The 14,435-nt window shown below is 53.2% G+C and carries 14 protein-coding genes and 1 tRNA gene; 2 read left to right on the top strand and 13 right to left on the bottom strand.

Features of this window, described 5'->3' with window-relative positions:
- Positions 1 to 102: 102 nt before the first annotated feature.
- Together BCV73_RS02510 and BCV73_RS02505 are read right to left on the bottom strand one after the other, a co-directional pair.
- Positions 103 to 1,188 carry a Gfo/Idh/MocA family protein gene (locus tag BCV73_RS02510; protein ID WP_089545831.1) on the bottom strand — a complete coding sequence of 362 codons (1,086 nt, stop codon included), beginning with the start codon at positions 1,186 to 1,188 and terminating at the stop codon, positions 103 to 105.
- 49 nt (positions 1,189 to 1,237) lie between these two features.
- Entirely contained in the window at positions 1,238 to 2,422 is a 1,185-nt protein-coding gene (locus tag BCV73_RS02505) for a Gfo/Idh/MocA family protein (protein ID WP_089545830.1), read from the bottom strand.
- A gap of 166 nt (positions 2,423 to 2,588) precedes the next feature.
- Between BCV73_RS02505 and BCV73_RS02500 the strand changes: the two genes are divergently transcribed.
- On the top strand, positions 2,589 to 3,467 hold the full coding sequence (locus BCV73_RS02500; protein ID WP_089545829.1) for an AraC family transcriptional regulator: 879 nt from the start codon (positions 2,589 to 2,591) through the stop codon (positions 3,465 to 3,467).
- A 51-nt stretch (positions 3,468 to 3,518) separates the two neighbouring features.
- Here BCV73_RS02500 and BCV73_RS02495 read toward each other — a convergent pair.
- A tRNA-Ala gene (locus BCV73_RS02495) sits at positions 3,519 to 3,591 on the bottom strand.
- A 235-nt stretch (positions 3,592 to 3,826) separates the two neighbouring features.
- On the bottom strand, positions 3,827 to 4,294 hold the full coding sequence (nrdR, locus tag BCV73_RS02490) for a transcriptional regulator NrdR (RefSeq protein ID WP_076170449.1): 468 nt from the start codon (positions 4,292 to 4,294) through the stop codon (positions 3,827 to 3,829).
- 214 nt (positions 4,295 to 4,508) lie between these two features.
- Here nrdR and BCV73_RS02485 point away from each other — a divergent pair, with 214 nt between their 5' ends.
- Positions 4,509 to 4,727, top strand: a complete 219-nt coding sequence (locus BCV73_RS02485) for an alpha/beta-type small acid-soluble spore protein (protein WP_076170450.1) — start codon at positions 4,509 to 4,511, stop codon at positions 4,725 to 4,727.
- 91 nt (positions 4,728 to 4,818) lie between these two features.
- Here the strand turns inward: BCV73_RS02485 and BCV73_RS02480 are convergent, their stop codons facing one another.
- The 9 genes from BCV73_RS02480 to BCV73_RS02440 form a co-directional block, all read right to left on the bottom strand.
- The gene (locus BCV73_RS02480) at positions 4,819 to 5,382 is read right to left on the bottom strand and encodes a lytic transglycosylase domain-containing protein (RefSeq protein WP_076170451.1); all 564 of its coding nucleotides are present in this window, start codon (positions 5,380 to 5,382) and stop codon (positions 4,819 to 4,821) included.
- On the bottom strand, positions 5,379 to 5,975 hold the full coding sequence (coaE, locus tag BCV73_RS02475; RefSeq protein WP_089545828.1) for a dephospho-CoA kinase: 597 nt from the start codon (positions 5,973 to 5,975) through the stop codon (positions 5,379 to 5,381). The genes BCV73_RS02480 and coaE overlap by 4 nt, the downstream gene beginning before the upstream one ends.
- Before the next feature lie 14 nt (positions 5,976 to 5,989).
- On the bottom strand, positions 5,990 to 6,760 hold the full coding sequence (locus BCV73_RS02470; RefSeq protein WP_089545827.1) for a manganese efflux pump: 771 nt from the start codon (positions 6,758 to 6,760) through the stop codon (positions 5,990 to 5,992).
- A 141-nt stretch (positions 6,761 to 6,901) separates the two neighbouring features.
- On the bottom strand, positions 6,902 to 7,735 hold the full coding sequence (mutM, locus tag BCV73_RS02465) for a DNA-formamidopyrimidine glycosylase (RefSeq protein WP_076170454.1): 834 nt from the start codon (positions 7,733 to 7,735) through the stop codon (positions 6,902 to 6,904).
- Positions 7,736 to 7,862: 127 nt separating this feature from the next.
- The gene (polA, locus tag BCV73_RS02460) at positions 7,863 to 10,529 is read right to left on the bottom strand and encodes a DNA polymerase I (RefSeq protein WP_089545826.1); all 2,667 of its coding nucleotides are present in this window, start codon (positions 10,527 to 10,529) and stop codon (positions 7,863 to 7,865) included.
- 179 nt (positions 10,530 to 10,708) lie between these two features.
- The gene (gene phoU, locus BCV73_RS02455) at positions 10,709 to 11,368 is read right to left on the bottom strand and encodes a phosphate signaling complex protein PhoU (protein WP_089545825.1); all 660 of its coding nucleotides are present in this window, start codon (positions 11,366 to 11,368) and stop codon (positions 10,709 to 10,711) included.
- Positions 11,369 to 11,417: 49 nt separating this feature from the next.
- Positions 11,418 to 12,173 carry a phosphate ABC transporter ATP-binding protein PstB gene (gene pstB / locus BCV73_RS02450; RefSeq protein ID WP_076170457.1) on the bottom strand — a complete coding sequence of 252 codons (756 nt, stop codon included), beginning with the start codon at positions 12,171 to 12,173 and terminating at the stop codon, positions 11,418 to 11,420.
- 145 nt (positions 12,174 to 12,318) lie between these two features.
- Positions 12,319 to 13,509, bottom strand: a complete 1,191-nt coding sequence (locus BCV73_RS02445; protein ID WP_179231863.1) for a methyl-accepting chemotaxis protein — start codon at positions 13,507 to 13,509, stop codon at positions 12,319 to 12,321.
- A gap of 155 nt (positions 13,510 to 13,664) precedes the next feature.
- Positions 13,665 to 14,399: a response regulator transcription factor gene (locus tag BCV73_RS02440; protein ID WP_089545823.1), complete on the bottom strand. Its 735-nt coding sequence runs from the start codon at positions 14,397 to 14,399 to the stop codon at positions 13,665 to 13,667.
- Between the last annotated feature and the right edge of the window lie 36 nt (positions 14,400 to 14,435).

Genomic DNA, 14,435 nt, shown 5'->3' with positions numbered 1-14,435 from the left:
TTAAGGGAGGGTTGTATGATACATACGTGGCCCTCCCTGGCTTATTTTTAACAGATGCGTTATAAGCAGCTGCTCCATGAACTTCTTGGCCTGGTCATGCAATCAGCTGTCGCTTCGGGTCACGTCCAGCGCCATTTCCTGCGCTTTCAAACACAATTCCGCCGCCATAAACGCATGCTCCTGCGTCATGGCATTTTCGGTCCGGTTCAGACAGTCAAGAATGAGTTCTCCAAAGAACGGATATCCAACCTGTCCGTCAACATGAAAATGATATTCACCTTCCTGATTGACCAGATAGACATGATTGCCGGTCCGGTCGCGGGCGATATCGATATATTTTCTCAGCTCAATATAACCTGCGGTTCCCAATATCAGGGTGCGTCCGTCTCCCCATGAACCTAAGCCGTCCGGCGTAAACCAGTCCACCCGGAAATATTGCGTGGCCCCGTTGTCCCCTAGCAGGGTGGCATCGCCAAAATCCTCAAGCTCCGGATATTCAGGGTTGCTGTAGTTTGCCACTTTACTATGCAGAACCTCCGCTTGTTTACAACCCGCATAAAAAAGAAACTGCTCGACCTGGTGGCTGCCAATATCGCATAGAATTCCTCCGTATTGCTTCTTTTGAAAAAACCACTCCGGCCGGGACGTAGCGTTTAACCGATGCGGTCCGAATCCCGTCACCTGCAGCACCCGCCCGATCGCGCCCTGCTCAATGAGCTGCCCGGCATAAACCGCCGATTCGACATGCAGCCTTTCGCTGTAATAAACCATATACTTTCTTCGGGTTTCACGCACTTTGGCGCGGGCCGACTCCAGCTGCTCAAGCGTTGTAAAGGGGGCTTTATCCGTAAAATAATCTTTGCCTGCGTCCATCACCCGAAGACCGAGCGCACAGCGTTCCGAAGTAACGGCTGCTCCTGCAACAAGCTGAATCTGCGGATCTGCCAGAATCTCTTCCTCGGAGGCTGCAATCGTTACTTGGGGATAGGTTCGTGCGAATGCTTCCGCTTTGGCCCGGTCACGGTCATAAACCCACTTTAATGTAGCGCCTGCCTCGATCAGTCCGTTGACCATTCCATAGATGTGCCCATGATCGAGCGCCACAGCGGCAATCATAAACTCACCCGGCTTGACCACCGGATTGGGTTTGCCTTTTGGGGCATAATTCATTCCGTCGTTCTTCTGCATCTCCTTCATCCCTTTCGCGTTTAAGGTTGTCCATCCCAATGATCGGGATTTACTGTTCGTCTGACGTTTGTCCGTTCGTTACGCCGCCGTAACGGCTTCCTGTCGTTATTTTTAGATCCGCAAAATTTTCGATGCTGCTGCCCTTTTCGTAAAAATGAGGTGCATTCTTCATCAGACCCTCCCGCGTATAAAAAGGATCGTCCTGCTGCAGGGGAAGTTTAATCTTTTCTCCGGTGCTTGCGGACTTGTAAATGCTCATAATGAGTTCCAACGTATTCCGCCCGCTGATTCCGTCAATCATGACCGGCGCCCCCGTCTCGATTGCATTCAGCACATTGTCGATCTGCGCCGTATGGCCTTCGTATGGCAGATCCGGCAGCTCGCTGTAATATTGCTGGATTTTCTCCTCGAGAGAGGGTTCCCTTTCCGGGAAGCCGTTCGGCAGTGACCTGGAAGCCGTGACCCGCCACGGCGCCGAGATCCGGGCATGCTCACCCTGGAAAATAAACTGCTGTTCTTCACCATGATGAACGACGGAGCTTGTAATTTGCCCTAAGCTGCCGTTCGGATATTTTAAAATCGCGATGGACAGATCCTCCACTTCCGCATTGTCATGCGCGACGTTGCTCATATAAGCCTGAAGCTCGTTGGGCTGACCCAGCATCCAGAGCAAGGCGTCAATATGATGAACCGCATGGTTCAGCGTCGGACCGCCTCCCTCCTTCTCCCACGTGCCGCGCCACCATAAATCGTAATAGCAATGGCCCCGCCACCAGAACGAATCCACCTGGGCATGAAGAATTCTGCCGGCCAGTCCGCTGTCCACAACGTGCTTCAGCTTCATAATCGGATTTCTGAAGCGATTTTGGGCAATGACGGACAATACTTTCCCGTTTTGTTCCGCAGCTTTGATCATGGCATCGCATTCTTCAAGAGAAGAGGCCATCGGTTTTTCCACGATCACATGACTGCCTGCATTCAGAAAATCAATAGTAACGGGCGCATGAACAAACGGAGGCAGACAAACGGAAACCAGGTCGATCTCCTGATCAAGCAGTTCCTTGTAATCTTTAACGATGGCAGCGTCCAAACCGTATTGCTCCCGCTTGGCTTCGGCCTTCTCGGGATAAAGATCGCATAACGCAACAATTTGGCAGCGTTCCTTCAACTGCAGATAACCTTCGATATGAGCGGACGAAATCGCCCCGGTCCCAATAATCGCAACCTTGATCATTTCGGTTAACCTCCCCTGAGCTTTCTTCATTGGCATATAAGGATATTAACTGAAGCTGCGAGAACATTGTGCTTCGCTGTGGGGGAAAAAATAACACTAGATTGCGGTTCTGCGATAGAATAGATTCGAAAGCGAGTACATACGGGGGAAGAAGGAGGCAGCGGCCATGTCTTTTGTAGCGGGTAACTATAGCGAGGTGCCCCTGCATTTTGCCTATAAACGAAAAAGCGTCAACGATGAGCATAAGGAAACCTTCCACTCCCATCTCGGGGTGGAAATATTGTTGATCCATCAAGGGAAAGGGGCGATGATCGTCAATAACAACCGCTACGACATCAAACCGGGCATGCTCTGCATTTTTCAGCCTTATCAGCTCCATCATCTCAAGCTCGAATACGACGAAGGCCAATGCTTTGAACGTTCCCTTGTAACCTTTGAACCGACGATGTTTGAGTCTTATTTTGAAAAATGGCCTTCGCTTCATACCTTTTATCGATTCATGTATTTAGGGGAACTCCCTGTTCCGTGCTTGTATGACACCGGGGATGAGCTCCACATCCTGGACGCTGTCTACAAAAGCTTGGATAATCAATTACCCGCGCTTTCAGAGGCGGAAAGATATGAGGAATTTTCTTTATTTCTCGTTATGCTGTACCGTTCGATCCAACACGTATGGAATCAGCGGACGGAAGCCGGGCTGCCCAAACCAGCCCTTCGCCAAAATCATCAAGTGGAGCACATATTGACATGGATCGAGGCCAACTATACGTTACCGTTTCGGCTGGACGACATGGCCAAGTCGCTGCATTTATCTCCCTATCATGTTTCGCATCTCTTCAAAGAGGCGACAGGCATCAGCATCTCCGAATACATCATGGCCCGCCGGGTCCATCAATCCGTTCTGCTGTTAACGACCACGAAAAAACCAATCTCGCTCATTGCTGAGGAGATTGGTTTAGCGAACAGCTCTTATTTTTGTAAATTGTTCAAACTGCGCATGGGCATTACGCCACACCAGTATCGGAAGAAGTGGGCCAGGGCTTAAAATTAAAAAAGACAAACAAAAAAACCCTTGATTCCCAAGGGTTTTCTTCTATGGAGCCTAGGGGGATCGAACCCCTGACCTCATCGCTGCCAGCGATGCGCTCTCCCAGCTGAGCTAAGGCCCCTTAATATTTTCTACTGATTTATTATGTATCAGCGACTCTTATAATTTATCAAAGATTTATGCATGTGTCAACAAAAAAATTCAAAAAAAGATTTGGAGCTCATGCAAGTGTTCAGCCTTATGCTCCCATGCCATGGCCACCGCCAAAAGCAAAAGAGGCCCTGGAAGGCCCTTTTGCTCTTTAAGATGGTTGCATCCTCTGTAACGGACCGGCAAAGCAGCATACCCCTTAACGGTTAGTCCTCCACCGTATTTTTGGACAGCAGCCCCTTCAGCTCTTTCATGAACATGTTGATATCTTTAAATTGGCGGTAAACCGACGCAAAGCGGACATAAGCCACCTCGTCCACGGGATACAGCTGCTCCATCACCAGCTCGCCGATCTGGCGGCTCTCCACCTCCGCCACGGCGGTGTTGCGCAGTGATTTCTCCACCTCGGAGACGATCATGTCGAGCTGCTCGACAGATACCGGGCGCTTCTCGCAGGCGCGAATCAGGCCGCGGAGGATTTTATCCCGGCTGAACTCTTCCCGGCTTCCATCCTTCTTGATGACCATCAGCGGCGTTTCCTCCACCATCTCAAACGTGGTAAAGCGCCGGCTGCACTTCTCGCACTCACGCCTGCGGCGGATCGATTTATTTTCGTTAGCGGGCCGTGAGTCCAGCACTTTCGTGCCGGCATAATCACAGTACGGACATTTCATGGTAAACTCCCTTCCTTTGCAAATCACGGTGTATATAGAACAAAATCACGAACATTCACAGGGTCCGAATGCCGCGAACCCTTATCCCGTCAGGGATTAACTTGCCGCCTCACCGAAATGTATTAAATTTCCAACAAAAACTTTTCAAAAAGAGTAATGAACTTTTGAGCTTCGAGACATAATACATTTACAAACAGCGAGGAGGTGAACAACAATGGCTTCCAACAACAACAGCTCCAACAACCTGGTAGTACCTAAAGCTACCGCAGCCCTGAACCAATTGAAATATGAAGTCGCTCAAGAACTGGGTATCAGCATCCCACAAGACGGATACCAAGGCAACATGACTGCATATGAGAACGGTTCGATCGGGGGACTTATCACTAAACGTTTGGTGACCCTGGCTGAACAACAACTGGCTGGTCAATTCTAATTCGGTTTGATACCCGAAGAAGTGTTGGAGACGCTAACCTAGCTTCTCCAATGCTTCTTTTGTTATGTTTAGCGACAGAACAGTACTCCCTTTAAAACTCGCTGTATATCCGCGTGTACTGATTGTAGTAATAAATGACCCGCTGGACGTAGTGCCGGGTTTCCCCGATGGGAATATTTTTGACCGAGTCGTAGGTCCCGTCCCATACGCCCCTTTTCAGCCAACCGTCCACTTTACCAGGCCCCGCGTTGTATGCGGCGATCACGGCAATCCGGTTTCCTTTAAACTGCTCCGACAGCGTTTTGAGATACCAGGTGCCGATTTCGATGCTGGCCTCCGGCTCATGCTTAATATGGTCCAGCGTCACTTCGGGAAGCTTGGCCTTTTCCATCGCCCAATTGGCCGTATCCGGCATTAACTGCATCAGGCCGAGAGCCCCCTTCTTGGACTCCTTGCCCAGCTTGTAATTGGATTCCACCCGGATAATCGAAGCCACCAGGAACGGGTCGACGTCATAACGCTCAGCCTGCTCGCGAATGTTCTCTTTATAATGTATCGGGTAAAACCACGACATCCAGTTCGTATTAAAAAACAGGATGACGACAAATCCTAAAAACAACAGAAGAAGCACTCTTTTTTTGCGTAAAAACTTCATAGCAGGCCCTTCCGGTTCCAAAATTCATCCACTTGGCGCTCCGTCTCGGAAGGTTGTCCACTGTTGTCGATCACAACGTCGGCCCGCTTCTTCTTCTCTTCGATATCCATTTGGGAACGAATCCGCGCGACCGCTTCGTCCTTCGTCAGCCGATTCCTCTCCATCAGGCGTTCCACCTGAACCTCAAACGGGGCATAGACCAGCAGGACCTGCTCAAACATCGCTTCCAGACCCGATTCAAACAGGAGCGGGATGTCCACCACCACCAGGCGGTCCGGGTGCTCCCGTTCAAAGGTCTGCATCTGCTCCCGGATTTCCTGACGGATCGCAGGATGCGTAATATCGTTCAGAGCTTTGCGTTCGCCCGGATCGTGAAACACGATATCCCCCAGGCGTCTGCGGTCCAGCGTTCCGTCCGGAAGGAGGATGGCTTGTCCAAAATGCTCGACGGCCGCCGCTAAAACCGGATGACCCGGGAGCATGACTTCCCGGGCGATGACGTCGGCGTCAACAAGCAGCGCCCCCTTGCTGACTAAGAGGGCGGATACGGTACTTTTTCCTGTCGCTATTCCTCCGGTTAACCCGATGTTCATATCCTTAACTCACCTCATAACAGCTTCATTATTCCCATTACAATTAATAATATTGCCGGCAGCACCGTAAACCGGCGCATCCACGTTCGGGACGCAAAGCGCAGTCCCGTCTTCATTCCGACGACCAAAAAGGTGCCGCTGAAGAGAGCGATCACGACGGCGGTCAGCAGCGGCGAAAATCCGAGCAGTGCCGCACCTAGACCCGCGCCGAACGCATCCAGGGACAAGGCGATGCCAAGCCACATGGCTTCCCATCCGGAAATACTGCCCGACTTATCCATATCCGCAGAAGATGGCGTCCGCAAAATGCGGATCACGACGCCCAGCTTCCGGATTTCCAGTGAAAACACCGTCTGTTCAGGTGCTTCATGCTGGGCAGGGTCCAGTGTACCTTCTCCGCCGGAGCTTTGCAAGCCTAGCCCCTCCATCCCGCTGGTTTGGGCGTCTTTAGCCTGCTTGGCGAGCTCTGCGTCTTTGGCTTCCAAGACTTCTTTGCCTTCCCCGCTTTTCTCCTTCTGGATCCACATCTGTACCAGCGACCACGAGCCCATAATGATCAGGATGACCGCTCCAATGATGGAGGCGATTGAAGGGGATACGAATTGGGCCAGCAGTACGCCCACCTGCATGGACACATAGATGATGACCCCGGAGCACAAAGAAATAATCGCTATCGATAACGGCGAAATCCTCATTTGACGAAGGCCGTATGTAATGCCGACACCAAAACTGTCCAAACTTAATGCTAACGCAAGCAGCAGCAGTGCAAGAACATGACTGAGCACCCCGTTCCCTCCCTGTGACAGAAGCGGTGCCCCGAAAAAGCCTGCAGCATGGATCAGGCATCCGGAAGCCCCGCTTCATAAGATATCTCTACCTCAGTATATGGAGGGTACAAAAAAGGGGTGCACGCCCAGTTCGAATTGTTACGATTTCAGGGTTTGGCAGGACGGGCAGAAATGGGTTCCGCGCCCGCCAACGACCGTTTTCTCCACGGCGGTGCCGCAATTTACGCATGGCTGGTTCTGCCGGCCGTAAATCTTCAGCTGGTGCTGGAACATGCCCATCTCACCTTGTCCATTGACATAAGACTTGATGGACGATCCCCCCACCTCAACCGACTCGGCAAGCGTGGCTACAATCGCCTGATGGAGCGCTTTAAGTTGTCCATCCGTCAGCGTATCAGCCGGCTGCTCGGGGTGAATGCCCGCCCGAAACAGCGACTCATCCACATAAATATTCCCGATGCCGACGATATATGCCTGGTTGAGCAGGACTGCCTTGATTTTGGTCTTCTTCCCCTTCAGCGTTTCTTTGAAACGCTCCAGCGTAAACGCCGAATCCAGCGGTTCCAATCCCAGCTTGGAGAGCGGGGGGAGCTGGAATTCCTCTCCGGGCTGGAACAAATGCATCGTTCCGAACTGCCGCACATCCTTGTACCGCAGCTCGGTGCCGTCGGTAAAGTGGAAAATGACATGCGTATGCTTTTCCACCGGATCGCTGCTCTGGTATACCCCGTATCGTCCCTCCATCCGCAAATGGGAGACGAGCACAAGCCCGTCCAGCAGGATCCGCAAAAATTTGCCGCGCCGCTCCACGCCTTCAATGGTGTGTCCGGCCAGCATCCACGCAAACTGATCTATATCATCGGGGCGCTGAATGATCCGCGCCAAATGGACACTAACGCGGTCAATCGTCTTTCCCTTCACGAGCTGATTGAGTGTTCTTTTGACTGTTTCGACTTCCGGCAATTCCGGCATGATGACTTCACCTCAACCTCTATTATAACGTAAGACAACCCCACAAAGTGGCGCTTTTCTTCGAAGCCTGCTCAAGTACTCCGAGGGGCCCCGTAAAAATCTGAATTACGGGCGCTTACGGAGCCCTTTATTTCGCCTCGTACCAATTGACTCCGTAGCTCACTTCGGCTTTGAGCGGTACGGACAGGGCCAGCGCATGCTCCATCGTCTCCGGCACCAATTTTTTCATGAGCTCCAGCTCTTCCTCAGGGACTTCGAATACCAATTCGTCATGCACCTGAAGCAGCATGCGGCTCTTCAGCTTCTCTTTGGCCAGCGCCGCATCCATCTGAACCATAGCCAGCTTGATAATATCGGCGGCAGTGCCTTGGATCGGCGTGTTCATCGCCGTCCGCTCGGCGAAGGAACGCAGATTGAAGTTGCTCGCATTGATTTCCGGCAAATAACGTCTGCGCTCCAGCAGCGTGGTGACATAACCGTCGCGCTTGGCGTCTCTGACGATATCATCCATATATTTGCGAACGCCCTGGAAGGCGTCGAAGTATTGATCGATAAATTGGGCCGCTTCCTTCCGGGTAATGTTCAGGTTCTGGGACAGACCATAGTCGCTGATGCCGTACACGATGCCGAAGTTAACCGCTTTGGCGGACCGGCGCATATTGGCGTCAACGTCTTCGGCTTTAACACCGAACACGTCCATGGCCGTCTTCGTATGGATGTCCATATCGTGCAGGAAGGCTTCCTTCAGGCCTTCATCCCCTGAAATATGGGCCAGCACCCGCAGCTCGATCTGCGAGTAGTCGGCGGCCAGAATGTACCAGCCCGGTTCGGATGGCACGAACACCTTGCGGATTTTCCGTCCCTCTTCCAGACGGATCGGAATGTTCTGCAGGTTCGGGAACTGGCTGCTTAGGCGTCCTGTAGCCGCAATTGTCTGGCGATAATACGTGTGCACCTTGCCCGTTTCCTCCGAAATTTCCTTCAGCAGTCCTTCCACATACGTCGACTGAAGCTTGGCGATGGTCCGGTACTGCAAAATCAGGCGCACGACATCGTGATACGGTGCCAATTTCTCCAGCACTTCGGCGTCGGTGGAATAGCCGGTTTTGGTCTTTTTCACGACAGGAAGGCCCAGCTTGACGAACAGAATCTCTCCCAGCTGCTTCGGCGAGTTCAGGTTGAACTCGGTGCCTGCAATTTCATAAATCTGCTCGACCAGCGACTTGATCTGGGACTCGAATTCCGTTCCGAGCGCCTTCAGATCGTCCTTGTTGACCGCGATGCCCTGCTTCTCCATGTCCGCCAAAATCCGCGACAGCGGCATCTCCAGGTCATGGAACAGCGAGCTCATCTCATTGTCCGCAAGCTCCTTCTCCTGAAGCGGAATGATCTCCAGCAGCGCGGCGCTCTTCCGGGCCAGATGCCCGCTCAGCACGTCCAGCTCCGGCACCTTGTATTTCGCGCCCTTGCCGAATACGTCCTCATCCGCCGCCAGCACCGGCAGGCCGTATTTGGATGCAAGCGCGTTGACATTCTGGTTGGCTTCCGTCGGATCGAGCAAATACGCGGCCAGCTGCACGTCAAACGACGCCCCGGCAAACGCGATTCCCTTCCAGTGAAGCGCCAGATCCGTGCGGTGCAGGTCATATCCCCGTTTCGGAACATCCGGGTTCCCCAGCCACGTCCGCAGCGGCTCCGCCCAAGACTCGTTCATTCGCTCGAACGGAACGTAGTAATGCTTCGGCTCGGCGGAGAACATGACTCCGATCACGTCGGCGTGATGCGGGTTCTCTCCGCTGGTCTCGACATGAATAAGCTGCACGGCGTCCAGTGCACCGATCAGCTCGTCCGCATTTTCGCCGTCAACGACGGTGACCTCGATCTCCCGTTCGGCAGCCTTGGCCTGCTCCTCATCCGAGTGCATGTTACCGTCCGCATGGAAGGACAACCGCTCCAGCAGCGATTTGAATTCCAGCTTGGCGAGCGCAGGCCCTGCCGTTTCTTCCTTCAGACCCGGGAATACCATCTCGTTAAACGACTTGTCCAGCGGCACCTCGCGGTAAATGGTCGCCAGCTTCTTGCTGAGGACCGCGTCATCGGAATGGGTTTCGATCTTTTCCTTCATCTTCCCCTTCAGCTCGGCCGTATTGGCCAGCACTTCCTCGACCGATCCAAATTGGTGCAGCAGCTTGAGCGCTGTCTTCTCGCCGACGCCCGGAATTCCCGGGATGTTATCCGACGGGTCCCCCATGAGGCCCTTCAGGTCAATGATTTGAAGCGGGGTCAGTCCGTACCGCTCCTTGATCTGCTCAGGTGCGTAGGTTTCGATTTCCGTTACCCCTTTGCGTGTCAGGCCCACCTGAACATGGTCCGAAGCCAGCTGCAGCATATCCTTGTCCCCGGTCACGACGAGAATTTGCTGCCCTTCCTCCTCGGCGATGCGGGAGACGGTCCCGATGATATCGTCCGCCTCATAACCGCTCAGCTCATATTGGGCGATGCCAAAGCTCTGCAGCAGCTCCTTGAGCAGCGGGAACTGTTCCGACAGCTCCGGCGGCGTCTTTTCCCTTCCGCCCTTGTATTCCTGGTAGCCTTCGTGGCGGAACGTCGTTTTTCCGGCGTCAAACGCAACCATCATGTGCGTCGGCTTATGGTCTTCGATCAAACGCAGAAGCATATTCGTAAATCCGTACACAGCATTCGTATGCAGACCCTTGGTGTTCGTCAGCGGGGGCATTGCGAAAAATGCGCGGTAAATAATACTGTTTCCATCTATCAAAATCAGCTTGTTCATTGGGCACCTTCCCTTTATCAAACGTCCTTCATTTATGATACCATACACGCCCCTTTTCGAGAAAAAATTAGGCCGTTTTGCCCCAAATCTCCTAAGCGTAATTTCTGTCAATTCCTTGACGACAAAAAAGGAGCTTCCCGCCTGTGCGGGTCAGCTCCTTGATCTCATGTATGATGATGTTACTGATTCAAATCAGGACGCCGGCCGGTGACGAGATACACCGTGCTCTCCCCGATATTCGTGGCGTGATCGGCGATCCGCTCGATGTACCGGGCAACCAGTGTGAGCAGCATCGCTTGCGACAGCGTTTCGGGATTCGAGGCGATATAGCCGTACAATTCCGTGATAATCCGGCTGTAGAATTGGTCCACCTGATCGTCGTCCTTGGCCATTTTATAAGCAAGGTCGGTATTTTCGTCCAAATAAGACGTAATGGACTCCTCGACCATCACTTGCACCAGCTCAGCCATTTGCGGAATGTCGATCAGCGGCTTGATCAGCTCCTGCCCCTGCAGCCGCAGCGTCACCTTGGCAACGTCCAGGGCAAGGTCTCCCATGCGCTCCAAGTCGCTTGAAATTTTAAAGGCCACGAGAATTCTCCGCAAATCCTTAGCTACCGGCTGCTGGGTGACGATCAGGCGAGAGCCGATGTCCATGATCTCCTCTTCCATCGCGTTCAGCTTGGCGTCATCCTTGACGATTTGCTGTGCCTTCACCGCATCGAGCGTTTTCAGGCTGATCACCGCCTCTTCCAAAGCATGAACCACATGCGCGCCCATCTGGCGAAGCAACGTGCGCAGTACCTCTAAATCCTGATCCAACTCTTTTCTCCGAATCATCGCTGCCCTGTTCCCCCTAGGATATATTTAATGCTCATCTTGCTGCCGGTTACCCGAAACGCCCGGAAATATAATCTTCGGTACGGGAGTCCCGCGGGTTGGTAAACAACTCTTTGGTATCATCGGCTTCGACGACTTCCCCGTTCAGGAAAAATACCGTGCGGCCGGAAATCCGGGCAGCTTGATGCATATTGTGAGTCACCATAACGATGGTATAGGTCTCCTTGAGCTCCTGCACCAATTCCTCAATCTTTAGTGTCGAAATCGGATCGAGCGCAGAGGTCGCCTCATCCATCAGAAGAATGTCCGGCTGAACCGCCAATGCTCTGGCAATGCACAAGCGCTGCTGCTGTCCGCCCGAGAGGCTGAGGGCCGAACGCTTCAAGTAATCCTTAACTTCTTCCCACAGCGCGGCCTGGCGCAGGCTCTGCTCCACAATTTCGTCGAGCACCTTCTTATCGCGCGTGCCGTGCAGACGGGGGCCGTAGGCAATATTGTCGTAGATCGATTTGGGGAACGGATTCGGCTGTTGGAACACCATGCCCACCTGCTTGCGAAGAGCTTCCACGTGCACGTCATTGCCGTAAATATCTTTGCCGCCGATCTTGACGGAGCCTTCGATATGCGTGCCTGTGATCATGTCATTCATCCGGTTCAGCGTCCGCAGCAGGGTCGACTTGCCGCATCCGGAAGGGCCGATAAAGGCAGTAATCGTTTTCTCGGGAATGTCCAGGTCTATATTTTTAAGCGCGTGAAACTGCTCGTAGTACAAGTTCAACTGCTCAATATCGATAATATCTTCCATTTACAATCGCTTCTCCTTTTTTCAAAAAGGGTCTATGAAGTTCAGTTCATCTATATGGCACCTATTTATAGTAATGCCGTTATGTAAATGCTGTGTCCCACAATTGTAAACGCAGTGTAAAATGTGTAAACTAGTAGATCCAATATTAAGCAAAAGAACTTCCCTTTTCCAGTTCCTGCCTGATGACGGCGGCCCGCATGGCCGTATCTCCCGCTAACCGGTTGACGGTTTCACCGGTCCCCGCCACGTGCTCGACCGCCTTTTCCAGCTCCCCGAACATTCGGCTTCCTTCGCCTAACAGCTCCGCGCTTGCCGTGATCTCGCCCACTCCGGCCGTGGTTAAAGCCCCCGTTTCCTTCGCCAGCCGGCTGATGCTTCCGAGCAGTCCGGAAATATCCGCCGCCAGCTGCCGCGTCTGTCCTGCGAGCGATCTGACTTCAGCAGCGACGACCTGAAAGCCGCGTCCGTGCTCACCGGCATGCGCCGCCTCGATCGATGCGTTCATGGCCAGCAGATTGCTTTTATCCGCCAGCTCCGAAATGGTCCGGGTTAATGCCGAGATCGTATCAACATCCTGGATCAGCCGGACCACCTGCTGCTGATTCTCGTTCATCCGTTCCACCACATTAGAATAGGACTGGCTGACCTCATCCAGCTTGCTGCGTCCGTTCAGCGACCATTCTTTCATCCGGCGGCATTCTATCAGCGTGGCGTTTGCCGCCTCCGCTACCTGCTGCAGCGATTCCTCCATCCCGGTGACATGCCTGAAGCTCTCCGCTACCGTCTGCCTGCGCCGCTGCTCAGCCCCCGTCTGAAGCAGGCCCGACATGATCATCAAATCCAGGACCGTCAATACGCCTGCCAGCTGCCCGTGATCCGTCAAAATGACGCAGTCATAAAATTGGGATTCGGGACGGTCCAGCGCCTGCTGAATCAGCAGTCCGGGATCGGCTCCAATGTCGGCAATCAGGGGCTGCATATCTGCAAATCTCTCCACCGGACGGGCAAAATACAGATCGGCACCGAACCGGCCGGTCAGCTTCCGGTAAAAGGTGTCCCGCATCACCAGCCCATACGGCTCGCCCTCTTTTCCTCCGATGACCACGCAGGGAAGATCCGGCTGCTCCTTGATCAGCTCCAGAACTTCTCGGCAGCTCGTCTGAGCTTCCATCAGCGGAACCACCCGGCAGTATTCCGCCGGCGTGGGGCGGGCCCCGGAATCCCCTCCCCCTTGCGTACTTGCTTCAGTATAGCCTTGCGCGGAGGCGTTACCTTCTTGAGCTCGGTTTCCATTTGCACGAATGCTTTGTTCCAGATCGGCGTACAGTGTGGACAATATGGCCCTCCCCCTCTTCGGCTCTCTAGTCTTTAGCCGCATCATACCTCCCGAGCGTTAAGAGAATATGCGGACAATGTAAATTGTATGTAAACCTATGATCAAAGAACTAGTTCCTTAGGTCTAATGCATGCAAAAAAAGAAGCTCTCTCCTTTTATTCCACAGGATGAGAGCTTCTTTTTTTATTGACGACCAGCTTATAGCCAACGCCGCGGATGGAATCGATATGAACGGATTCGGGGTCGAGTTCCAGCTTCTTGCGCAGGGAACTGACATGCACATCCACCGTCCGCTGACCCCCGATGTAATCAAAGCCCCACACCGCGTTCATCAAATCATCCCGCGTCAGGACAACGCCGGGTTTGCGGGCGAGGTACAGCAGCACTTCAAATTCCTTCGGCCGCAGATTAATGCTGGTACTGCCCAGCATCACCTCGTATTTCTCCGGATAAATCTCCAGTTGTCCGAGCGTGATGGCCGAGGTAGGCGATTCCGGAACGGCCGCCGTTTCCTCTCCGGGACCGGAAACTCTGCGGAGCACGGTACTTACGCGCGCCAGCAGCTCCGAAACCCCGAACGGTTTCGTAATGTAGTCGTCGGCACCCAGCTTAAGGCCCTGCACGACCTCTTCCTCCGCGTTTTTGGCCGTCAAAATAATCACCGGCGTCTCCATTCCCTTGCTGCGGAGTTTGCTCAAAATGTCAAATCCATTCATTCCCGGCAGCATCAAATCCAAAATAATGAGGTCGTAAGGTTCATGGGCGGCCCGCTCGTACCCGGACGTGCCGTGGTCTTCAATCGTGACATCGTAGCCTTCCTGCGTCAAGTTGTACGAAAGCAATCTGGCGAGCGTCGGCTCATCCTCGATTACCAACAATCGTTGAGTCATATTCACCGGTCCCCCTGTTTCTTGTATCAAATGAAT

It is taken from the genome of Paenibacillus sp. SSG-1 (assembly GCF_002224835.1).
Lineage (GTDB): Bacteria > Bacillota > Bacilli > Paenibacillales > Paenibacillaceae > Paenibacillus_AQ > Paenibacillus_AQ favisporus.
This window is presented reverse-complemented; position numbering and strand designations above follow the sequence as displayed.